We start from the raw sequence: 21,811 nt of genomic DNA, 5'->3' as shown, positions 1-21,811 counted from the left end.
CACTGAGGCGCAGTGCACGCTCTAAGGTCTGCCGCCATGAGCGCAGCCATCGAGGTCGGATTCAGCGTCAGCGACACACACCGTGTGACCGACGAAATGTCCCCGCCGCACCTGCCCAACAAGGTGCTGTCCACGCCCGACATGGTCCGGCTCATCGAGGGAACCTGCCTCTTCGGCGTCCAGCCGCATCTCGGCGAGGGTCGCACGACCGTGGGCATCCACATCTGTGTGAGCCACGAGGCAGCCGTGGCCTCAGGCGAGGACGTCGTGGTTTCAGGCGAGATCAGCGAGATCGACCGCCGCCGCCTCGTCTTCGACATCAAGGTTTCCCACGGCGACACGCTGATCTCCCAAGGCACCCACCAGCGGTTCATCTTCGGCGGGTAACCGCCGAAGATCAACACGGGGCGGGTAACCGCCGTCCCTCGCTACTTGGCGCGCTGAACGAAACGAAGGATTCGCAGGGTGTCAATGGCCGTGATGCGGCCAATCGGACCAGTGGAGTAGCACGCCTGGGCGACTTTGCCCCTTGGAGCAAGGATGAACCCAGTGGCGTGCAAAATGCCCCGCTCGGATTCGATGAAGGCACCAGTCGCCGACGACACCTCTGCTGGGTCGGCGCTGTGCAGCATCCGGACGGGACCCAACTGGAGATTGTCTGCGAGGCGCGCGGTGGTGTCCTTGTCATCGACGGACAGCGCCACAACCTTGGCGTCCAGGACCTTCAGAAGTGATGCGGCGCCGTTGAAGTCAACCAACTGTTGACGACAGTACGGTCACCAGTGGCCCCGGTACATGAGCACGATGCCCCAGCCGTCGCCGAACACTTCGGGGATGGTGACGTCGCTGTCATCGAGATCCCGCAGGGTGATATCGGGGAACTTGTCTCCGGTGTCGAGTTTCATCGGCTGACTCATCTCCCTGTGTTGGCGACCGAACACGCCGCCCGTAGGCCGACACGTACCGTAGTGCGAGGGTCCAGCGCCGGTCCTCCCCAGCGTGGTGCGTCCCACATCGCCGAGCAAGACGGCGAGTCCCTCCAGAGCACGCTGAGCGCGGCAATACTCGCGGACAGCCATGTCTGTGGCGGAGGGGGTAATCGGTCATGTTTGATTGGCACGGTATTGATTACCTGGTCTAACTGACCGCAACCGAAGCGGTTCTGGGGTTCGGGACCCCGCTCATCGTCTTCGCAGCGTTCTTCGTGCTGCAGATGGTCATGCCCGGACGGCACGTTCCCGGCTACGTCATCCATCGCGAGACCGGCGAACCCCGCAACTACCGACTCAACGGACTGCTGGTGTTCGTCGTGGCTCAAGTGCTGTGGTGGTTCGAACTCACGGGCATGCCGCGTGACTGGTTCTACCGGTCATCCCTGTACGCCGTGGCCGGCGGAACAGTGCTGACGATCATCACGACGATCATCGCTGTGTTCAGCCAGCCCGAAGGAGAGGTCAAGAACCGCTTCCTGGCGTGGTGGTTCGGGCGTGCCCAGGAGATGCAGTTCTTCAATGGGCGGAGTATCAGGCACAGGTCAAGTACCGGATCGTTCCCGGCATCTATTGAGCAGCATTTATTGAGACAGTGCCCCGCGGGATCCCGTCAATGCGCCTGTCGAGCGTGGGCGCTGCAGGACTCGAACCTGCGACCCCCTCCTTGTAAGGGAGGTGCTCTCGCCAACTGAGCTAAGCGCCCCGCGACGCCGGGCTTCGCAGGCTAGCGCCGGTCTCGACGGCGGCAGCCATCGAATCAATGGCCGACGAGCCTGGCCGCCAGTTGGGGGGTGCTCGCGGCGACGGGCCCGAGGCGTCGGCTGTGCTCGAGATGGAACAGCTCCCTGCCCTCCGCTTCGCCGGTCCATGCCCCCGCCTCGGCACAGATCAGCACGCCGGCGGCGTAATCCCACACACCGTGATTGGAGTTGAGATCGATGTACGCATCGAGACGCCCGCAGGCCACGGCACAAAGGTCCAACGCTGCTGAGCCGAGGACACGTACCTGCCACACCGGCAGTTCGGGGCCGGGGCGTCCCGAGACACCGATCACTGCGCGTGCGCCGTGATCGCAGCCGCTCGGCGAGATGGGTCGCCCGTCGAGGTTGGCGCCCCCGCCTGCGCTCGCCGTGAACTCCTCACCTGAGACCAAGTGGCGTACGAGAGCTGCCACCGGCGTTTCGCCGTCGACGACGCAGAGGCTGATGCAGTAGTGCGGGATGCGCCGTGAGGCATTGGTGGAGCCATCGACAGGATCCACGATGACGGTCTCGCTGCCGGCTCCACGGTGCAGGCCTGATTCCTCGCTGAGCACGGCCACGCCTGCCGCGTCGAGCACGTCCAGCGCTGCAGCGTCGGCAACCTGATCAAGCGCGTACTGATCGGGTCGGTCGCCGCCGTCTTGCCAACGGTCGAATCCGGCGAGCGCCGCCTCAACCGAGTCTGCAGTTCGTCGCAGCAGGCCCAGCCAGTCGTCGCCTGCGGCCGTCATTGCGATCCCCTGCACGCATCACACCGCCAGCAGACACGGTTCTGGCAGCTCCGGGCGAGTGGAATTCCGGACGGCATCGAGCGGAGGGTAGTGGTCAGCCGTGGCCGCTCCAGATCGGTTCGCGCAACTCTGTCGAGCCGGACCGTGCGGGGCTATAGCCTCCGCGCATTGTCCCAGCGCCACGTGGGGAGTGTCCCGATGGCAGCGATCGACGTCACCGGCTACGTGGCAAGCCTGAAGGACCATGCGCACGCGCACGGCTTCCACATTCACGACGAGCGGCAATTCATCGAGACCTACAGCCTGCGCCAGACCTGGGAGGTGGACTTGCATCCGGCCGAAGCGTGCGGCGGTCCGCTCGATTTGCACCTCACACTGGAGGCCGACCCGCGCACGCTCCTGTCGTTCGAAGAGGTCCTGTGGGCGATGCCCGAAGACGATCTTCCGCCGGATGAGTTCTGGTTGCCGCTGCTCTTCACCTGGGCGCTCCCGCCACTCGATCACAGCCCGGACATGCTCGTGCTGGCCACCGATCTGGCGGGTCTGGGAGGCACGGCCCTGCCCGTAGAGGTATCCGCAATCGATTCCCTGACATCGGTGACCGACCCGACCAAGCGGACGCTCATGATCGTGGCTCGCAGAGAATTGTCGCTCCAAGCACTGCTGCAAGGCGAGGACGACATGTGTGAGCCGTTCGACCTGTGCGCCAAGATCTGCGACTACCTGCTGCACCACGCGAACGACTGGTACGACGAGGTTTCCGCGTGAGAGCGGTCCAGCTTCTGGTGCGCTCAGCCGGTTTGGATGACGACGCCGGTCTCGCTGACGCGGCCTGAAGAGATGTTGCGCTCGAGCGCCTCGGCGGCCTCTGGAGAGCCGACCGGATAAAAGCAGCGGTACACGTGGCCGTTGTCGGCCGCAGCGTCGTCGAGTTCGCGGGCGTCTGGGTCGGGAACCGTTGGCACCGCAATCAAGGCCGGCTCCTCAGCGACACACAGATCCTGCGCGTACTTGCAGCGAGGTGCGAATTTGCAGCCCGGTCCCAAGCGGGTCATCTCGGGCGGCTGACCGCCGATGATCTCCAAGCGGGCGTGGCTGTCGTCGGTGACCTTGGGGATCGACCGGAACAGCGCTTCGGTATAGGGCATCTTCATGTTCCGGAACAGCGTCGTGGTGGGAGCGCGTTCCACGATCCGGCCCGCATACATCACGACGACCTCGTCGGTTCGGCCCGCCACGATCCCCAAGTCGTGAGTGATGAGCACCAGCGACATGTCACGCTCAGCCCGCTGGGTCTCCAGCAGGTCCAGGATCTGCGCCTGCACCGTCACGTCGAGCGCAGTCGTGGGCTCGTCGGCAATGAGCAGCCGGGGACTGCACGCCAGCGCGATAGCGATCACGATGCGCTGGCGCATGCCGCCTGAGAGCTGGTGCGGGTACTCGTCGATCCGGCGCTGGGGCTCGGGAATGCCCACCTCATCGAGCAGCTCGAGCGCGGCGCTGCGTGCAGCACGCGCCGAGAAGTCGCGATGCACTCGCAGGCCCTCGCCCACCTGCCGGCCGATCTTCATCACCGGATTCAGCGAGCCCAGCGGATCTTGGAACACCATCGCCAGCTGCGGGCCCCACATGTCGAGCAGCTGGCGGCGACTCAGCGACATCATGTCGATCCCGTCGAAGGTGACCGTCCCTGTCGAGATCACCTTCGACTTCGGCAGCAGCCGCATTATCGAGCGCGACATGACCGACTTGCCCGAACCTGACTCCCCCACCACACCAAGTCGGGCGCCCTCGCGCAGCGACCAGTCGACGCCGTCCACAGCCACCAGCGGGCCCGCAACGGTGTCAAAGGTGGTCCGCAGGTCCGCTACCTCAAGGAGCGTTGGCGCACTCAGCGACGCATGGTCACTCACGATGCCCCCTGGCGAGCCGAGCTCATCTGGACCCGCACCGGCGGCGCGTGTTCGCCGAACAGCGGCGTGTGGCAGGCGACGAATCGCCCAGGGGCGATCTCTCGCATCTCGGGCTCCTCGGCGGCGCAGCGCTGCGTTGCCAGGGGGCAGCGGGTGCGGAAACGGCAGCCCGACGGGGGCGCCATCGGCGACGGCAACTCCCCACCGATGCGACCGGCGCCAAGATCCGCCTCAGGGTCGGGATGCGGGATCGCCGCCAGCAGCAGCTCGGTGTACGGGTGGGCCGGCGCCTCGAACATCGCATCGGGTTCGCTGACCTCGCACAGCTTGCCGAGATACATCACGGCCACCCGATCGCTCACGTTCTTGACGACTGCCAGGTCGTGTGCGATGAACACCAGCGTCAGACCCATGAGGTTCTTGAGGTCCTCGAGCAGGTTCAGGATCTGAGCCTGCACCGAGACGTCCAGCGAGGACACCGGTTCATCGCAGATAATCACCTGCGGCACGCTGACGAGCGCTCGGGCGATGGAGAGCCGCTGCGCCTGACCGCCGGAGAACTCCCACGGGCGGCGATCCAGGGCATCCTCGGGGTTGATCCCGACATAGGTCAGCACCTCGCGCACCCGCGGTTCGGCGCGCTCCCACAGGACCTGACGGTTGGCCCGGTAGCGGCGCAGCACCCACCAGAACAGAAACCAGTCCACGGCACCGGAGACGACCAAGACAACCAGCTTCGCCGTGTCGTCGAGACCTGCGATGTAGAACACCTGCAGTACCACCATGGCGCTTAGCGTTGTAGCCACGGCGCTGGCGCCTGCCCGTTCGGGCTTCGCGAGCGACGCCACCAGCCACACGATGAGCACTGCGGTGAACAGGCTCAGCCCACCCGAGTTGAGCCACTGCGCCCAGCCTCCGAAGCTCGACCACGTGCGCCAGGCCAAGAAGGCGCTGGCAGCTGTGGTGACGAACACCCCGGCAAGGCCGACGGCCGCCGACACTTCCCCGAATTGGCGGGACATCAGGCTGAAGGGCAGCATCAGCGCGAGCATCACCCACGTCACGCCCAGCACGAGAGTGACCGCAGCCATCAGAAGCGCTACAGCCAGTGCCGGGAAGCCGATGACCGCAGCGGGAACCTGCGTCCAACCCAGTAATCCCTCCGCGGCCCGCTCCTCGACGGCCTCGGACACGATCCACAGCACAAACGCCACACACAACGCCAGGCCCACAATGCGCAGCAGTGTCGCGGCACGCCGCAACAGGCTCTGCAGCAGGCCGCCGATGCGCTCCTGCCACAATGCCATGGCAGTTCGCTTCGTCGCGTTGTCCCATGCGATGAACAACGGCTCGGCCACGATGTCGCGCACCGTGCGCCGTGGATTCAGCGAGGAGATCGGGTCTTGGTAGATCATTTGCAGCCGCGGCCGCACCTGCCGCATCGCTTCGTCGTCAAGAGCAGTCAGCTCTCGGCCAGTGAGCTGCACTGAACCCGAATTGGGCCGCGGCAGCTGCAGAATCGCCCGTCCCGTCGTGCTCTTGCCGCAGCCAGACTCGCCGACGAGCCCCAATGTCTCGCCTTCGAGCAGGTCGAGCGACACGCCCGACACTGCGTGGACCGTGCGGCCGCCCGCTGCTGGGAACTCCACGAACATATCCCGCGCACTCAGGATCGCACCGGAACGCAAGTGGGCGTTGCCGCTGCCTGCCACTACCGAACTCCCCCAGCGGGAACCATCACAAGACCGTGTCGACGAGTGCTGTGAGTCACAGCACCGACTCCCGCGGCTCGAGGTACTGCTGCAGCTTGTCGCCCACGAAGTTCAGCGCCAGCACGGTCACGAACATGGTGATCGCGGGCATCAAGCTGATGTGCGCAGCGACGTCGAGGTTCGTCCTGCCTTTGTTGATCATGTCGCCCCACGTCGGCGTGGGCGGCGGGACACTCAGGCCCAGAAATGCCGCGGACCCCTCCACCACGATGAGCCCAGCCATGATGATCAGCGAGTAGCTGACGAGCGATGGCGCCACATTCGGCAGCACCTCGCGGAACAGAACCCTGCCGTCTCGAGCCCCGAGCGTTCGGGCTGCGAGCACGAAGTCCTGCCCGGCCCACGACAGAGTGGCAGCGCGCACCACCCGGGCGATCGGGGCGATCGCCAGCAGCACGAACGTGAAGATCAAAATGAAGATGCGGCGCCGGGCCTCGGAGTCCAAGAACAGGATCAACGCCAGGAACAGGATCAGTGGCGGGATCACGAGGGACGCATTCAGCGTGGCGGTCAGCCAGCGGTCGACTCGCCCGCCGTAGTACCCCGAGACCATGCCTAAGAGACCGCCGATCGCCAGCGCCAGCAGGGTGCCGACCGTCGAGATCACCAAGCTCACCTGCGCCCCGTAGATCACCCGGCTGAACACGTCGCGGCCCACACCGTCGTTGCCAAACCAGTACGACAGGCTGGGACCGTTCTTGGACGTGCCGGCAAACGTCTGGGTGGGATCCTTGATGGGCAGGACATCGGCAAACATGGCGGCGAGCCCAAGCACGACCAGGTAGACCACGGCCAGCCAGAAGAAGAATCCGAGCCGTTTATGCACGGGCGCCGACCTCCCTGCCACGCAGCCGCGGATCGAGCGCCAAGTAGAGGAAGTCGGACATGGTGAGCACGATGATGTACAGCGTCGAGATCACCAGTACCCCGCCCTGCACAGCGATGAAGTCGCGCTGCGTCACGCCCAGGAAGATGTAAGCGCCCACGCCCGGGAGCGTGAAGATGAACTCGACGATCAGTGCGCCGCCAATCAGCAGGCCCATCGTCAGCCCGACCACGGTCAGCAGGGTGAAGCTCGACGGCCGCAGTGCATGCCGCCACAAGATCCGCCTGGTCGGCAGCCCCTTGCTTCGGGCCAGATCGATGAACGGCAGACGCAGCGTGCCGATCATGTCTGAGCGCAGCAACCGCATGAACACCGCGGCCTGCCCCATCGCGAGCGACAACGATGGCAGCAGCAAGTGCTTGAAGTGCAGCACGACGTTGTCGCCCAGGGGCACGTAGCGCGCGGCGGGCAATGCGTGGAATCCGAACTGATTGCCAGCGACGCTCAGCCCGCCGATTGCCAAGAACAGCACGAGCAATACCGCGAGCACGTAATTCGGCGTGGCCAGGAATCCCAGCATCACGTTGTTGATCGCACGATCCGAGGCTGAGCCCTGTCGGTACCCCGCCCATACGCCGAGCGGCAGCGCCACTGCGAGCGAGATGACCACCGAGTAGGCCATCAGCTGCAACGTCGGTGTCATGGATCGTGAGATGCCGTCAGCGATGTCCTCGCGCAGCACGATCGAGCTCCCCAAGTCGCCGAGCAGCACACCGCCGAGCCAGTTGCCGTACCGGCTGAAGAAGGGCTCGTCCAAGCCCAACTCGGTACGGACGATCTCGATCTGGTCGGGCGTCGCGGCGGGCCCCAAGATGTTGATCGCCGGATCGCCGGGCAGGCTCGCCATGAGCGCGAACACCACGAATGAGACCCCGACCAGGATCGGTATCACGCTCGCGATCCGACGGAGTGCGTAGCGCCCGTCGGCGATCACCGCGCCGGTCGTGCCGATTGCCACAAGCACACCGAACGTCCAGCTGAACGGGGGCCGGAAGAACCACGCCCACGCAACCGTGGCGATCAATGCGATGCCGACGATGCGCCCGAGTTGGTCGCGGACGAACTGCTTCATCCGACCAGCTTCATCGGCTCACTCCGTTGGCCCAGGCAACGCTCAGAGTCATGCTCAACCCTGACAGTCGCCGTCGGTGCACCAGATCTGCGTCAAGTGGTGCTTGCCGGAAATCACCGGGAAAGAACCCTCGACGTTCCCGGGAATTGACAGGTCGGTGATGTTCTGCACCCGCGGGTTGGCGATGATGCCCCACAGCGTCCAGTGCGACCACAGGTTCCAGACATTGCGCCCGAACGCCCGGTTGACCTCCTCGGCAGCAGCCTGCCGGGCAGCAGGGTCTGGGTTGTGGCGGATTTCCTGGAATGCAGCGTCGATCTCAGGGTCTTGGAACCGTCCGAAGGCCAGTTCGTCGCCGAAGACGTCCGTCCACATCGACACCATGAGTTCGTTTGACTCGACGTTGAACCCATCATTGGTGGCGTTGAGCCCCAGCGGGTCCATCGGGATCGGCGCGTCGGTGCCCCGCAGGAACGCGAGCACCGGGTTCACGCCGGAGGCCACGTTGATGAGGCTGTAATTGGTCTCGCCGTAGTCGTTGGCCTGCAACGTCACGAAGTCCGAGTCGCCCTCGTACTTCGAGACCTCATCCGCATTCGACGTGTGGATCATGTCGAACTGTCCCGCCTTCAGCCCATTCGAGCGGTCCTGGATGTCCACAGCCACCACGAACTCGATCTCGTCCAGATACGGCAGCTCCTCCCCGGTGATGCCGTTGGGACCTCGCCAGTAGTCGGGGTTGCGCTCGGCGAGCAAGCTGTTGCCGTTGCCCGGCGTGTAGCTCACGAACTTGAAGGGGCCCAGCCCCACCGGTGCGGAGGGGTCGCCGGTGGCGTTTGCGCGGGCCGCTGCCTTCTCCTCGTTGGTCAAGGGCGAAGACGGCGACACATAGAACGGGTTGTTCGGCAATGTCTCCAGCCACGCCATCGAGAACATGAAACCACAGGTCTCGGCCCTGCCTCCATGGGCGGGCCCCGTCTGGACCTCGCGGGTGTCCTGGCCCGTGGCCTCGCCCGCTTCACGCGCCGCTACAACCGCATCCTGGGCGGGATCATCGGTGGCCGGCGCCGGAGCGGCCGTGGACTCGGTTTCGGAATCTGGGCCTGTGCGTTCGTCAGTGGAACCGTCGCTCCCACCGCAGGCAACGGCAATCGGCGCGAACCCCGCTGCAGCTGCTACAGACCGCGCCCGTGCCAATTGCCGTCTCCCGTGCCGTCCTGGTGGGAGCTCAGCCTTGGCAATTGCCCTCTGTGCACCAGATCTGCGTCAGATGGTGCTTACCAGAGATCACCGGGAAGGAATTCTCTGCGTTGTCGGGAATGGGCAGGTCTGTGATGTTCTGCACCCGCGGGTTGGCGATGATGCCCCACAGTGTCCAGTAGGTCCACAGGTTCCAGACATTGCGTCCGAAGGCCCGGTTGACCTCCTCGGCAGCAGCCTGCCGGGCAGCTGGGTCTGGGTTGTGACGGATGACCTGGTACGCGCCGTCGATTGCGGGATCCTGGAAGCGCCCGAAGTTCAGCGCCAACTCGGGCACGGAAGGATCGACCGGGCTCGCCGTTGCAGAATGCCACCAGTACCACTGCTCGCTGGGGTCCACGCCGCCGTGGTTGCGCCAACCCTGCATCTGGAACACACCAGCCAGCGCCAGGTTGATGTACTGGCCCTGCTCGATGGGCTGGATCGACACGGCCAGCTCGTCGCCGAAGGCGTCCGTCCACATCGACACGACGAGTTCGTTCGATTCGACGTTGAACGCGTCGTTGGTGGTGTTGAACGAGAACGCCACCGGATTCTGATCGCTGTCGGTCTTGCACTGCTCAAATTCCGAAGCAGCGGCCTCAGGGTCGTAGGACGGATAGCCAGAGTCTTCGAGGTAACCGACGCTGCCTGGCGGGAACGGTCCATTGGCCACCTGCACCAAGCCTTGGTGGCGCTCGTTGGCGAAGCGGTCACCGTCAAATGCGTGGGCGAGCGCCTTGCGGCAGCTCAGGTGCACCAGCGGATTGGTCAAGTTAAGCCCCAAGGGATCCATCGCGATCGGCTCAGCGGCACCACGCACAAACGCCAGCACCGGATTCACCCCCGCGGCGACGTTGATGAGGTTGTGGCTGGTTTCTCCGTAGTCGTTGGCCTGCAGCAGCACGAAGTCCTCGCCTTCGTACTTGGAGATCTCATCGGCGTTGGCCGTGTGGATGATGTCGAACTGTCCGGCTTTGAGGCCATTCGAGCGACCCTGGATGTCCACGGCCACCACGAACTCGATCTCGTCCAGGTACGGCAGGTTCTCACCGGTGATGCCGTTTTCGCCTCGCCAGTAATCCGGATTGCGCTCGGCGAGGAAGCTGTTGCCGTTGCCGGGCGTGTAGCTCACGAACTTGAAGGCGCCCAGCCCGACCGGGGCGGAGGGATCGCCGGTGGCTTCTTCTCGCAACGCTTCGCGCATCTCCTGGGGCAGCGGCGATGCCGGTGACACGTACAGCGGGTTGTTCGGCAGTGTGTGCAACCACGCCTGGCTGAACATCTGGCCGCACGTTTCGGCCCGCCCTGCGGGGCCGAGGCCGGCTGCGAGCGGCTGTCCGGGACTGGCGGTGACCGTGACCGTCTGGCCCTCGCCGGTGACGTCGGCAATGCCCAGGAACGCCGGCCCCGTCAGCTGGCTCAGGCGGCACAGATTGATGTTGTAGGCCACGGCCTCGCCCGTCAGCGGCGTCCCGTCATGGAACTTGATGCCGTCGCGGAGCGTCATAGTCCACACCATGTAGTCGTCGCTGTGCGTCTCGGATTCCACGAGGTACGGCACGATCTCGCCGTCGCTGTCGGTGACATACAGCGAGTCGGTGATGGAGCGGAAGATCATGCGGCAGCTGATCGCGCACGACGATGCGTAGTGCACGAACGGATTGGCCGTATCGGCCTCGATGCCGTACACGAGCCTGCCGCCGTAGATGGGACCGCTCTCTGTCTCGCGAATGTCTTCGCCGGTGGCCTCGCCAGCCTCACGGGCTTCCACTACCTCTTCTTGCGTCTCATCGGGGGTGGTCTCGGGCGCAGCCTCAACGGCTTCGGTTGTCTCGGGCTGCTCGCTCGGGCCTTCACCTGTTTCGTCATCGCCGCCGCCGCATGCAACTGCGATCAGCGCGAATGCCGCAACGATGACCCCGATCCGCCAGCCGAGCGGCCGCCGGGGAAGAGACTTGCGTCGCTCACTCGTGAGATTTCCGGCGTCGCGCCGCGCTTCCCCTGTATGCATCGTGGACATTCCTCCCCCACGGCGCCGCGGTGGCGCTCTGCGCGCAAACTACTAGCCCCTGAGCGAGCCACTGACCTATCCCCAGATCGGCGCTTCGGCCCGGTACGGTGCTGCCGGGCCGGTAGCTCAGTGGTCAGAGCAGGCGACTCATAATCGCTGGGTCGTGGGTTCGATCCCCACCCGGCCCACCTGCCGTCGGCGTGCCCAGCCGACTCAGTATCGTTGCGCCGCACGTTCGGGAAGGAATCGACCCGTTCGGTCCGGGGTAGCTCAGCTGGCAGAGCAGCGGACTGTTAATCCGTTTGTCGTGGGTTCGAGCCCCACCCCCGGAGCACGATCACTCCATCAATGAACACGGGCTCTATTCATGTGAGGCCGACGCGACGGGTCCAGGTTTCACAGCTTCGATGCCGCCCTGGATCCAGCTCGCGACCGCCGACGCGGCACCGACTTGCTGCTTGACGTCGCGTAGCTCGACTTCACGCTCACTGAGCCAGCGCAGCCAACTGCGTCGGAAGTGGTAGCGCTCGGCTTGAGACGCGTCGACGTTCAGTGTCGTGAAGGGAATATCGGCGCCTTCGCTGATTCGACGAACCGTCTCACTGACGAAGTGCCGCAACTCAATCGCTACCCGCCCCAGTGCCTCCTCGCTCGACAGTTTCTCCCCACCAGCAGCCGCCGCCGCCAAGAGATCCCGCACATCTTCGCCGGGTGAACCTGACGCCCCACCCACGACGTCAGTTTCGCTGGGCACCGCCTCGTCGTCACGCCAGTCCGCGTCGGAAGCGATGTGCGAGAACGCCTCCAAGGCTGTGTTGCTGACAAAGAGCTCAGGAGTGATGAGGGAGACGGCATCACCCTCTGGAGCCATTGCGGCTTCCAACAGCAGGCGCTCCCGCCTCGCCCGCTGTCTGCTTGACCTCTCGATCTGCACCTGAACACGCCGACTCAGGCGGGTTTCTGCGGGCCCACGATCCGTGCGACCCGTCGGGTCAAAGCCCCGCTCGTACTCGTGGTCGTAGTAGCCGTCGTCACGCTCAGGCGGTAAAGGGGCGTCGTCGGGATCGGGAGCGGAGGACGCCGGGCGCTGAGTCAGCCGATCACGAGCCGCGTCAACGCGGCGGCGCAGGTCCGCTACTGCCATCGGTATTCGACGTGCGACCGGTTCAAGGTCCTTGTCGTTCAAGACGTCGGCGGGGTACACGGCCAATACCTCGGCGGCCTCATCGGCCGCTCGGTCACGGCCGGCCGGGCTGTCGAGTTCGGCCCTGTGCAGGATGCGCTCTGCCCTGAATGAATGCAGCGGCTGGGCCTCTTCCAACGCCCGGCGCAGCGCTGGAGGGCTGGTCTCGGCCAGATCGCCGGGATCGGACCCCGGCGGCAGCGCCGCCACGAAGACGTCGAGTGCGTAGGTGCGCTCCCACTGATGCACCCGTTCGGTTGCGGTCTGCCCCGCTGCGTCGGCGTCGAAGGCCAGCACGATCCGCTTGGACGAGCGCGACAGCAGCTCCGCGTGCTGCTGGGTGAGCGCAGTGCCGCAGGTGGCCACCGCTTCGGAGATGCCCGCCTGGTCGCACCCGATGACATCGGTGTAGCCCTCGCACACCACAATCCGGTCCGCAGTACGCGCTGCGTGCTTTGCCAGATGCAGCCCGTAGAGGACCTTGCTCTTGTCATACACCGCAGTGCCCGCTGTGTTCTTGTACTTCGGACCCTTCGACGGGGCTTCATCGGGCCTGGGCAAGACGCGGCCGGCAAAGCTCACCACTCGCCCGCTGGCGTCGCAGATGGGGAACATGATGCGGTCCCGGAAGAAGTCCGATGCCCGACCCGCGATCTCAGCGTCATCGTTTGGCGCATCGCTGTCTTGGCCGGAGGTGCCACCGTCACGCCGTGCGCCTGAGGGGCGCCGCGAATCCGCGTACGCAAGGCCGGCCGCGGCCAGCAGAGCCGCTGGTACGCCGAGGTGCTGGCACAACGCATCCCACAGCGGCGGGGCGTATCCCAGACGCCACTTCACCACCGTGTCCCGGTCGTAGCCGCGGCGGCGCAGGTACGCACGGGCCGGGCCGGCGTCGTGATCGCTCAGCAGTCGCTCGTGGTAGAAGCGGGCAGCAACCTCGAGCAGCTCCATGAGTTCCTTGCGACGCTGGTTGGCGCTCTGCGCGCCGGGAGCGTCGTAGGTGAGCGTGATATTCGCCGCTGCTGCCAGCTGCTCCACCGCGTCGGTGAAGTCCAGTTGCTCGGTCTCGCGCAGGAACGTGATGGCGTCGCCGGAGGCCTTGCAGCCGAAGCAGTGATAGAAGCCCTGTGACGGATCGACACTGAACGACGGTGTCTTCTCGGTGTGGAACGGGCACAGCCCGACGTGGCGGCCGCCGACCCGCTTCAAGCTCACTCGGCGGGCGATGAGCGCGACGATGTCCGTGGCCTCTCGCACACGCTGGACATCGGAGTCACGGATGCTCATCTTCACTGCGACGCTAACGATTCGCCGGCGTCCGAGTGGCCCCGGTTACCGCCCTGGATCTCGAATGCCCAGCAGCGCTTGAGCGCAGGCCAGTCGTGCGATGGGCACTCGGTAGGGCGAGCAGGACACGTAGTCCAATCCCGCCTGCACCGCGAATTCGATGCTGTCGGGGTCACCGCCGTGTTCACCGCAAATGCCCGCGCGCAATCGCGGATTGGCTGCACGCCCGCTCAGCAGCGCCCCGACAAGCAATTCTCCCACTCCAGGGCGATCAAGGGATGCAAACGGATCGGCCTCCAGCAATCCATCGGAGAGGTACGGCGCAATGACTTGGGTCGCTGTGTCGTCCCGGCTGAAGCCGAACGTCAACTGGGTGAGGTCGTTGGTGCCAAAGCTGACGAACTCCGCTTCAGGCGCCAGCTGTCCCGCGATCAGGCACGCTCGGGGGGTCTCGATCATGGTCCCGATCGGAGGCACGGGACCGACCCGTTCGCCTTCCCATGTTGCGCGCAGTGCCCGAACCGCTGCGATTAGCTCACCAGCCGTCGAGACGAGCGGCACCATGATTTCGACGCGGGGATCGCCACCGGCTGCTCGCCGATCGGCGACCGCGCCGGCAAGCGCCCGGACCTGCGCGTCATACAGCTCTGGACGCAGCAGTCCCAAGCGCACACCGCGTACACCCAGCATCGGGTTGTGCTCGTGCCATTCGGCGGCCGTGCGGGGATCTGCGCCTGCCAAGAACTCGTGCATCGGTGCGTCGAGCAACCGCACGGTGACCGGCAGGCCGTCCATTGCCGCCAGCAGTTCGACAAAGTCTGCCCGCTGCGATGCGGCCAGTACGTCGATGTGAGCGTCACCGCCATCGAGGATGACTCGCTGGACGATGTCCAACCGGCCGGGTTCGAGAAACATGTGCTCGGTACGACACAGCCCGATACCACGGGCGCCAAGTTTCCGTGCTACTTCTGCGTCGACCGCAGTATCGGCATTCGCCAGCACCGTGACTCGGCCCGCAATGACGGCATCTGCCCAGCGCAGGATCTCATCGACATCGGGCGGCAATACCGCTTGGGGGCGGACCGGTTTCACCTCCCGGTCGCCGAGCACCACTTCGCCCGTCGAGCCGTCGATCGAGATCGGTGTGCCGTTCGTGATGCGACGATCGCCGACGACGAAGCTGTCAGCTTCCACGGTGATGTCGCGTGCGTCGCATACCGCGGGGATTCCCCAACCGCGGGCAACAACCGCCGCGTGGCTCGCGAGACCCCCGCGAGCGGTCAAGATCCCGACTGAAAGGCCCATCGCTGCGACGTCAGCCGGTGTCGTCTCGGTTGCAACCAAGATCACCGCGCTGTCCCCAGATGCGAGATCCAGCGCTGCCTGCGAGCCGACGGCGACGAGTCCCGATGCCGCGCCCGGCGACGCGGCGAGGCCTGTCGTCAGCAGCGTGCCCGTATCGCTCTCGAACGACGGGTGCAGGGCCTCGGACAACTCGGCGACGCCGAGGTCTGCCACCGCCTGTCTCTGCTGAGTGCTGAGGCCTGTCACTGCCTTGCCGGCCGCAGTCATGGGACCTCCCGGCCGCGGGTGATCAGAGATCCAAGCGGCTTGCCAGATGGTCTACTAGCGATGCGATCGGCAGCCGGTCCTGCGCCATCGTGTCCCGGTCTCGCACCGTGACGCACCGGTCCTCGATCGATTCGAAATCCACCGTCACGCACAGCGGGGTGCCGATCTCGTCCTGGCGGCGGTAGCGACGGCCGATGGCCTGCGTCTCGTCGTAGTCGCACATCCAATGCGGCTGGCAGAGCCCAAGCACGTCGGCCGCCAGAGCCGTCAGCGGCTCCTTGCGCGACAGCGGCAGAACCGCCACCTTGTACGGCGCCAGTCGCGGGTGCAGCCCCAGCACCGTTCGCAGGTCGTCGTTGACGGTCTCTTCCCGGTAGGCGGCCAGCAGGAAGGCCATGAGCGCGCGTGTCGCCCCGGCTGCGGGCTCGATGACATGCGGGATGTAGCGCTCGCTACTGGCCTGGTCGAAGTACTCCAGCTTCTGGCCTGAGTGCTCAGCGTGCTGGCGCAGGTCGTAGTCGCCGCGGTTTGCCACGCCCTCCAGTTCGCCCCAGCCCCACGGGAACAGGTATTCGACGTCGCTGGTGCCGCTCGAGTAGTGGCTCAGCTCATCGGCATCATGGGCGCGCAGGCGCAGGTGGCTGGCCGGTACTCCCAAGTCCAAGTACCAGCCGAGGCGCTCGGACAGCCAGTACTCGTACCACTGCGGCGCGTCTGCGGGCGGGACAAAGAACTCCAATTCCATCTGCTCGAACTCGCGGGTGCGGAACACGAAGTTGCCCGGCGTGATCTCGTTGCGGAACGACTTCCCGACCTGCGCGATGCCGAACGGGGGCCGTTTGCGGCTGGTCTCGAGGATGTTCTTGAAGTTCACGAACATGCCTTGGGCCGTCTCGGGCCGCAGATACACCTCGGTGCCCGCACCTTCGACTGGCCCCGCCTGGGTGCGGAACATCAGATTGAAGGCACGCGCCTCGGTGAAGGTGTCGCGCTCGCCGCAGTTGGGGCACTGGTGCGGATCGGCCAGCTGGTCTTCGCGGTGGCGGGTCTTGCAGCTCGTGCAGTCGACCAGGGGATCCGTGAAGTTCGTCAGGTGGCCCGAGGCCTCCCACACCGCAGGGGGCCCCAGGATCGAAGCGTCGAGACCCACGACATCGGTGCGCAACTGCACCATCGAACGCCACCACGCGTCCTTGACGTTGCGCAGCAGCTGGGCGCCGATCGGGCCGTAGTCGTAGGCGCTGCGGAATCCGCCGTAGATCTCCGCCGAGCCGAAGACGATGCCCCGGCGCTTGGCGAGGTTGACGATCTTGTCGAACAGCGCAGGATCGGGAGCTGGCCCAGGATCAGGATCGGTGTGTGCGGTCTGGGTCACGGGCGGCAAGGGTACCGATGGGCCTCATGGGCGTTACGGCTCTCGTTAGGCTCGACGCCATGAGGCTGCGCGATACGACTGTGGTCTTCTTGTGCGCATTCCTCGGCGTGATGGTGTTGATCGTGCCGATGCCCGTATTCGGCGGTCCGTACGAGGGCATCCGCGAAGGCGAAGTCGAGTGGACGTGCTCGATGCCGCCGCTGAGCCTGGCTCCGCCCGACGTGGACCTCGATGAGGTGCGCGAGGCCGTGGCAGACGCGCACGTCACCGCCCGCACGACCGGCCGGCCGTACATCGCTCCGGTGAGCGGGCATCCGCTGTGCGGCGGGCTGGCCCGCACACAGGTGGTGCTAGCGCTGCTCGCGCTGGCCGGAGCGGCCTGGCGTGGACGGGTGTGGTGGCGCACCACCGCGGACACTCGGGCCGAGAAGCGCTTCAAGCGTCTCCACCAGAGCGCCGAGAACCCCCAAGGCGGCAACCGCATCTTCCGCTAGCGCGGGGTCATCGGCCAAGCAGGTCAGCGCTTCGCAAGCGCCTGTCCATGTGGTACTCCCACATGCTGGTGACGACAGCTGCAGCTTCCTGGGTATCAGCAGAGCGCGGTGCTTCGAGCACCGAGTTCACTTGTCCGGCGATGATCGACCGCAACAAACCGAGCGCCCCTGCTCCCAGGGGGCGCCCACGCCGGTGGGTCTCGCATGTGACACCGCCCTGCGCCGGGTCGAACGCGACGATGGCCGCGTCGTCGCAACCGCCTCCCACGACGCATTCGTCGAGCAGCGGCGCCGTGCCCTCGTGGGCCAGCAGGCGCAGCAGGAATGCCGGCAGCAGCATCTCGGAACTTGCAAGATCCAAGCGGCCGAGCGCCCCCACCAGCATCTGGTACGGCACCGGATCATCGCCCCGGTCATGAACTGACTGGTCCACTGCCTCGGCGAGGGTCATAGCGGTGCCCAACCGGTCGAGATCCTCGCGAAGCCCGGGCCACCGGTCCAGCGTTTCCGCGCCGGTGACGATGTCGAGTTCGCCCCGGCCCCGATACAGCTGCAGGTCGACGTGGCGCAGCGGCTCGACATGCCCTGCAAGGCGGCTGCGGGTTCGCCGAGCACCCTTCGCCACAGCGCGCACCTTGCCGTGCCCCGAGGTGATGATCGTGATGATCCGATCGGCCTCGCCGAGCTTGATGGTGCGGAGCACCACTCCCCGGTCCCGGTACTGCATCTGCGGGGACATCCCCTTCGCTGTCTCAGCTGAGTGCTGCTGCGGCGTCTGCGCAGCATTCCCCAGTGTGGCTCTAGCTCAGTGTGGCTCTAGCGATTCAGGCCGCCGAACCGCCGATCCCGCGCCTGGTAGATGCAGATGGCATCGAACAGGTCATCCCGCCGGAAGTCCGGCCAGAGAGTGTCAGTGAACACCAGCTCGCTGTATGCCATCTGCCACAACAAGAAATTCGACACCCGGTTCTCCCCCGAGGTTCGGATCATGAGGTCCACGTCGGGCATCTGCGCGTCGTAGAGGTGCTTCGCCAGCGACGCCTCGTCCACGTCATCTGGCGACACGCCGGCGCGCACGAGGGCCGCGGCAGCGTCGGCGATCTCTGCGCGCCCGCCGTAGTTGAACGCGACCGTGAACGTGAGACCGGTGTTTGCCGCCGTGAGCTCGACGGCCTCCTCAATACGAGCCTGCACACGCTTGGGCACGCGCGTGTCGCGCCGGCCGACGAAGCGGATCCGTACGTTCCGCTCGTGCAGTTCCTGGCTGCGCCGTACCAGCAGCGACTCGTTGAAGCCCATGAGGAAGCGCACTTCTGATGGCGGGCGACGCCAGTTCTCCGTGCTGAACGCATACACGGTGAGCCACTTCAAACCGATGTCGGCCGCGCCCTCGACCGTGTCGATCAGGGCCTCTTCACCCGCTGCATGACCTTCAGTTCGCGGTAGCCCGCGCGCTTGCGCCCAGCGTCCGTTGCCGTCCATCACACAGGCCACGTGAGTCGGCAGGCGCGACAGATCAATTCCCGCACCTCGGTTCACACTGCGCAGGGTAGAACCCCGGTCGCCGCGGATCACCACGCCCATCGGGAAATGCCTCGCATCGAAGAACCGGTCGTCTCGTACCGTTACCGCAACCGACTGACGGGAGGCCGATGTCCGACGAGCCATGGGACCTCGATCCTGTAGCCGACGCCTACGACGCCGCTGCGGCCCTCGACGATGCGATCTCGGCACTCGGCCACGACGGCGAGCAGCGTCCGGGCCAAGCCGAGATGGCGGCTGCGGTAGTAACGGCCATCAACGATGGGGGCACGCTGTTGTGCCAGGCGGGCACCGGCGTGGGCAAGTCGCTCGCCTACCTCGTGCCGGCAGCGCTCGCTGCTGCCAGCGGCCGTCGCGTCGTCATCGCCACAGCCACGCTGGCACTGCAGGACCAGTTGGTCACCAAGGACCTGCCGCTCGTCGCGGCGGGACTGGCGCAGCGACTCGGACGCCCGGTTCGTTGGGAGCTGCTGAAGGGACGCAACAACTACCTGTGCCGCCACCGCTGGGAGGAACACGCGCAGCACCAGCTCGACATTGATGGTGGCCCGGTCTCTGCCGCCGATATAGGCCGCGGTCAACAGCTCGCCGAGATCGGCCGGTGGGTCCGCCTGACGCGCACCGGCGACCGGTCCGAACTGGCAGTGGCGCCAGATGGTCGCGTGTGGTCATCAGTGTCGGTGAACAGCACCGAGTGCGTCGGCGCTGAGCGTTGCCCGCAGGGACATCGCTGCTTCGCAGAAGAAGCACGAGCCCGATCCGCCCGAGCAGACATTGTGGTGACCAACCAGCACCTGTATTGCATCGATCTGTTCGGCGACGGGTACCTGTTCGGTCCCCACGACGCCGTCGTGTTTGACGAAGCACACCAGCTCGAGACGGTGGTCACCCAGGTTGCCGGCCTGGAGATCACGCCCGCAGGCTTCGCTCGGCTGGCGTCCGAAGCGCGCGGCGTGGGAGCAGGCGGCGCGGCGGCAGATGCCGTGGCGGACATGGCGACACGCCTGACGAGCGAACTCGAGCCACTGCGTGATACCCGGCTGGGAGCAATCACGGGCGATCTGGCGAGCTTGCTCGAAGTCGCGGACGGAAGGGTTGAGCAATTGGCTGCCGAGTTGCGGTCTGCCAACAGTGCCGACAGTGCCAACAGTGCCGACAGTGCCGATCTCGAGCGGCTGCGTGTCGCTCGGCTGGCAGCTGAATCCCTCACGGCATTGCGCGTCGCCGCTGACCCTCCGGCGGGCACTGTCATCCTGGTGGAAGGGCGGGGACGGCTTCGGCTCGCCCCGCTCGATGTCGGCGACCTGCTCGCGAGCCGGCTGTGGGGTCGACAGGCGTGTGTACTCACCAGCGCGACGCTCGGCCCGCACTTTGTCCAGCGACTCGGCGTGCCAGCCGCCGACCACACCTACCTCGCAGTGCAAAGCCCGTTCGACTACCGGTCCAATGCGCTGCTGTACTGCGCCAAGCATCTGCCCGCACCGACCCAGGAGGCTCACCGGGCCGCTGCAACTGAGGAATTAGCCGCGCTGATCTCAGCGATCGGAGGGCGCACGCTTGCGCTGTTCACGAGCTGGCGCGCACTCAACGACACTGCGGACGCGCTCGGGGAGGTGTTGAGCGACATCCGAATACTGCGACAGGGAGGCGACCTGTCCAACACCGCCCTTCTGGAGGCACTGGGCAACGACTCTGCAACCGTCGTGTGCGGCACGATGAGCTTTTGGCAGGGTGTGGACGTCGCCGGGCCGGCCCTGTCGCTGCTGGCCATCGATCGTCTCCCGTTCACTCGTCCCAACGAACCGCTCGCGGCGGCCCGGCGCGAAGCGGCAGGCAGCGACGCATTCATGACCGTCGACGTACCCAACGCCGCGGATCTGCTGGCCCAGGGCGCGGGCCGGCTCATCCGCACAACCGTCGATCGCGGCGTTGTCGCGGTGCTGGACTCCCGACTCGCTACTGCCGGCTACCGGGCGCGGCTGTTGGATCCGCTGCCGCCGATGCGCCGCAGCATCGACCGAGACGAAACGCTCGAGTTCCTGAACGCCATCAGAGAACTCCACGACCGCTGAGCCGGCCTTGAGAGCCGGCGCTTTTCAGGGGTGCGGGCTCGAAGGCGCCTCTGGCGCGAGCATGCGTGCGACCGCATCGGGAGTGCGCTGCCAGTCCGGCTCGACGCGTACCCGCAGTTCGAGGTAGACCCCGTCGAGACCGAGTTCGCGGCGTGCCGCCGTGCCCACCTCTCGCAGCATCCGTCCGCCCCGTCCGATGACGATGCCCTTCTGCGAGGACCGTTCCACGGCGATGTCGCAGCGGATGCGGTCGGGCTCCCACTCCGTGACGCGGACCGCGATGCTGTACGGCAGCTCGTCCGCCAAGCGTGCCAACAGCTGCTCGCGCACGGCCTCGGAAATGCGCCACGCGTCGGGCAGATCGGTGATGCTCTCAGGAGGGAAGTAGGCCGGGCCCTCCCCTAAGCCGGACGCAAAGTGCTCAAGCAGCGCGTCGGTGCCCTCGCCCGTCCTTCCCGACACTGGGAAGTACGCGCCGGCATCGAGTTCCGCGGCCGCAGCCAGCTGCGCTAACACTTGGGCCCTTGATGCCCGGTCGCACTTGGTGACAGCAATGACGGTGGAGGTGCCCGCGGGCAAGGAATCCCAGATCAATCGGTCGCCGCGACCCAAGGGCGCTGTGGCGTCGAGGACCATGCAGATCACATCGGGTGGCTCGAGGTCGGCTACCGCAGTCCGCGCGGTCTCGTTCAGCTTCTCGCCGAGCGGCGTGACCGGCTTGCCGATGCCAGGCGTGTCGACGAACACGATCTGGGCCTCTGGCAGGTGCCGCACGCCCATGACGCGCAGTCGCGTGGTCTGTGGCTTGGCGGAGGTGATGCTGACCTTGGCACCGACGAGGCAGTTCAGCAAGGTGGACTTGCCCGCATTGGGACGACCCACCAGTGTCACGAACCCTGAATGCAT

At 65.9% G+C, this 21,811-nt stretch carries 17 protein-coding genes, 3 tRNA genes and 3 pseudogenes; 6 read left to right on the top strand and 17 right to left on the bottom strand.

Going from position 1 to position 21,811, the window contains the following annotated elements; all coding sequences use genetic code 11:
• Positions 1-36: 36 nt before the first annotated feature.
• Entirely contained in the window at positions 37-387 is a 351-nt protein-coding gene (locus tag ACPXYO_RS15025; RefSeq protein ID WP_423922136.1) for a thioesterase family protein, read from the top strand.
• A 41-nt stretch (positions 388-428) separates the two neighbouring features.
• Here ACPXYO_RS15025 and ACPXYO_RS15020 read toward each other — a convergent pair.
• The 4 genes and pseudogenes from ACPXYO_RS15020 to ACPXYO_RS15005 form a co-directional block, all read right to left on the bottom strand.
• A pseudogene (locus ACPXYO_RS15020) lies at positions 429-764 on the bottom strand (peroxiredoxin); the annotation flags it as partial.
• Positions 765-776: 12 nt separating this feature from the next.
• Entirely contained in the window at positions 777-905 is a 129-nt protein-coding gene (locus tag ACPXYO_RS15015) for a hypothetical protein (RefSeq protein WP_423922134.1), read from the bottom strand.
• Positions 906-1,621: 716 nt separating this feature from the next.
• Positions 1,622-1,695: transfer RNA gene (locus tag ACPXYO_RS15010), tRNA-Val, on the bottom strand.
• Between the two features lie 54 nt (positions 1,696-1,749).
• Positions 1,750-2,484, bottom strand: a complete 735-nt coding sequence (locus ACPXYO_RS15005; RefSeq protein ID WP_423922131.1) for an inositol monophosphatase family protein — start codon at positions 2,482-2,484, stop codon at positions 1,750-1,752.
• A gap of 198 nt (positions 2,485-2,682) precedes the next feature.
• Here ACPXYO_RS15005 and ACPXYO_RS15000 point away from each other — a divergent pair, with 198 nt between their 5' ends.
• The gene (locus ACPXYO_RS15000; RefSeq protein ID WP_423922128.1) at positions 2,683-3,252 is read left to right on the top strand and encodes a hypothetical protein; all 570 of its coding nucleotides are present in this window, start codon (positions 2,683-2,685) and stop codon (positions 3,250-3,252) included.
• A gap of 23 nt (positions 3,253-3,275) precedes the next feature.
• On the opposite strand, the gene ACPXYO_RS14995 is transcribed toward ACPXYO_RS15000, so the two are convergent.
• The 7 genes and pseudogenes from ACPXYO_RS14995 to ACPXYO_RS14965 form a co-directional block, all read right to left on the bottom strand.
• Positions 3,276-4,400 carry an ABC transporter ATP-binding protein gene (locus ACPXYO_RS14995; protein WP_423923879.1) on the bottom strand — a complete coding sequence of 375 codons (1,125 nt, stop codon included), beginning with the start codon at positions 4,398-4,400 and terminating at the stop codon, positions 3,276-3,278.
• Positions 4,394-5,026, bottom strand: a pseudogene (locus ACPXYO_RS14990) (oligopeptide/dipeptide ABC transporter ATP-binding protein); the annotation flags it as partial. The pseudogene ACPXYO_RS14990 and the gene ACPXYO_RS14995, both read right to left, overlap by 7 nt.
• A 687-nt stretch (positions 5,027-5,713) precedes the next feature.
• A pseudogene (locus ACPXYO_RS14985) lies at positions 5,714-6,109 on the bottom strand (ATP-binding cassette domain-containing protein); the annotation flags it as partial.
• Positions 6,110-6,164: 55 nt separating this feature from the next.
• Complete coding sequence (locus tag ACPXYO_RS14980) at positions 6,165-6,995, bottom strand: ABC transporter permease (RefSeq protein ID WP_423922125.1); 831 nt, start codon at positions 6,993-6,995, stop codon at positions 6,165-6,167.
• Positions 6,988-8,127 (bottom strand): ABC transporter permease, encoded by a 1,140-nt coding sequence (locus tag ACPXYO_RS14975; protein ID WP_423922123.1) that lies wholly within the window; start codon positions 8,125-8,127, stop codon positions 6,988-6,990. Before ACPXYO_RS14975 ends, ACPXYO_RS14980 begins: the two co-directional genes overlap by 8 nt.
• A 54-nt stretch (positions 8,128-8,181) precedes the next feature.
• Complete coding sequence (locus ACPXYO_RS14970; protein WP_423922120.1) at positions 8,182-9,324, bottom strand: ABC transporter substrate-binding protein; 1,143 nt, start codon at positions 9,322-9,324, stop codon at positions 8,182-8,184.
• Positions 9,325-9,355: 31 nt separating this feature from the next.
• Entirely contained in the window at positions 9,356-11,380 is a 2,025-nt protein-coding gene (locus ACPXYO_RS14965; protein ID WP_423922119.1) for an ABC transporter substrate-binding protein, read from the bottom strand.
• Between the two features lie 115 nt (positions 11,381-11,495).
• Between ACPXYO_RS14965 and ACPXYO_RS14960 the strand changes: the two genes are divergently transcribed.
• Both ACPXYO_RS14960 and ACPXYO_RS14955 read left to right on the top strand, forming a co-directional pair.
• A tRNA-Ile gene (locus tag ACPXYO_RS14960) sits at positions 11,496-11,568 on the top strand.
• A 71-nt stretch (positions 11,569-11,639) separates the two neighbouring features.
• Positions 11,640-11,712, top strand: a tRNA-Asn gene (locus ACPXYO_RS14955).
• Between the two features lie 29 nt (positions 11,713-11,741).
• On the opposite strand, the gene ACPXYO_RS14950 is transcribed toward ACPXYO_RS14955, so the two are convergent.
• The 3 genes from ACPXYO_RS14950 to ACPXYO_RS14940 are packed head-to-tail and all read right to left on the bottom strand — an operon-like array spanning position 11,742 to position 16,797.
• Entirely contained in the window at positions 11,742-13,850 is a 2,109-nt protein-coding gene (locus tag ACPXYO_RS14950) for a DNA primase (RefSeq protein WP_423922116.1), read from the bottom strand.
• Positions 13,851-13,895: 45 nt separating this feature from the next.
• Positions 13,896-15,422, bottom strand: coding sequence for a putative PEP-binding protein (locus ACPXYO_RS14945; RefSeq protein ID WP_423922113.1), 1,527 nt, complete (start codon positions 15,420-15,422; stop codon positions 13,896-13,898).
• A gap of 22 nt (positions 15,423-15,444) precedes the next feature.
• Entirely contained in the window at positions 15,445-16,797 is a 1,353-nt protein-coding gene (locus ACPXYO_RS14940; RefSeq protein WP_423922111.1) for a glycine--tRNA ligase, read from the bottom strand.
• Positions 16,798-16,856: 59 nt separating this feature from the next.
• Here ACPXYO_RS14940 and ACPXYO_RS14935 point away from each other — a divergent pair, with 59 nt between their 5' ends.
• Positions 16,857-17,291: a hypothetical protein gene (locus ACPXYO_RS14935; RefSeq protein WP_423922108.1), complete on the top strand. Its 435-nt coding sequence runs from the start codon at positions 16,857-16,859 to the stop codon at positions 17,289-17,291.
• Positions 17,292-17,298: 7 nt separating this feature from the next.
• Here the strand turns inward: ACPXYO_RS14935 and recO are convergent, their stop codons facing one another.
• Both recO and uppS read right to left on the bottom strand, forming a co-directional pair.
• Positions 17,299-18,030, bottom strand: coding sequence for a DNA repair protein RecO (recO, locus tag ACPXYO_RS14930; RefSeq protein ID WP_423922105.1), 732 nt, complete (start codon positions 18,028-18,030; stop codon positions 17,299-17,301).
• 77 nt (positions 18,031-18,107) lie between these two features.
• Positions 18,108-18,830, bottom strand: a complete 723-nt coding sequence (gene uppS / locus ACPXYO_RS14925) for a polyprenyl diphosphate synthase (protein WP_423922103.1) — start codon at positions 18,828-18,830, stop codon at positions 18,108-18,110.
• A gap of 113 nt (positions 18,831-18,943) precedes the next feature.
• Between uppS and ACPXYO_RS14920 the strand changes: the two genes are divergently transcribed.
• A complete protein-coding gene (locus tag ACPXYO_RS14920; protein WP_423922101.1) occupies positions 18,944-20,905 on the top strand; it encodes an ATP-dependent DNA helicase in 1,962 nt (653 codons plus the stop codon).
• Positions 20,906-20,929: 24 nt separating this feature from the next.
• Here ACPXYO_RS14920 and era read toward each other — a convergent pair whose 3' ends face one another.
• Positions 20,930-21,811 carry a GTPase Era gene (era, locus tag ACPXYO_RS14915; protein ID WP_423922098.1) on the bottom strand — a complete coding sequence of 294 codons (882 nt, stop codon included), beginning with the start codon at positions 21,809-21,811 and terminating at the stop codon, positions 20,930-20,932.

The sequence above is a fragment of the Candidatus Poriferisodalis sp. genome, from assembly GCF_965237655.1.
Classification (GTDB): Bacteria; Actinomycetota; Acidimicrobiia; order Acidimicrobiales; family Poriferisodalaceae; genus Poriferisodalis.
This window is presented reverse-complemented; position numbering and strand designations above follow the sequence as displayed.